We start from the raw sequence: 344 nt of genomic DNA on the forward strand, positions 1-344 counted from the left end.
CTGATGTGCGTAACCTGATCACGATCAATCGCTTCTATAATCTTATCCGTATTAGCTGAAAACCCTGAAGGGAGTATCGATAATCTACCTCCAGAATGAAACCATCCAAACAATTCGGCTACAGAAACATCAAAAGAATGGGTCGTCTTAAACAAATACACATCTTCTGAAGTTAATGGATATAACTTATCCATACTCTGAATCGTATTCAATAAAGCGCTATGCTCTATCATAACCCCTTTTGGAGTACCTGTAGAACCTGAAGTATAAATCAAATATGCTAAATTGTCTGAAGACACATTCGGATAGGTTTCTAAAACTGGAGATTCACTAATAGTAGTCAC

1 protein-coding gene is annotated in these 344 nt (G+C 36.9%); it reads right to left on the reverse strand.

The window, feature by feature from the left end; genetic code table 11:
• On the reverse strand, nucleotides 1-344 hold a 344-nt coding region (locus JJQ60_RS22435; RefSeq protein ID WP_201924775.1), incomplete at both ends, for an AMP-binding protein.

The organism is Aquimarina mytili (assembly GCF_016735115.1).
In the GTDB taxonomy this organism is placed as follows: Bacteria; Bacteroidota; Bacteroidia; order Flavobacteriales; family Flavobacteriaceae; genus Aquimarina; species Aquimarina mytili.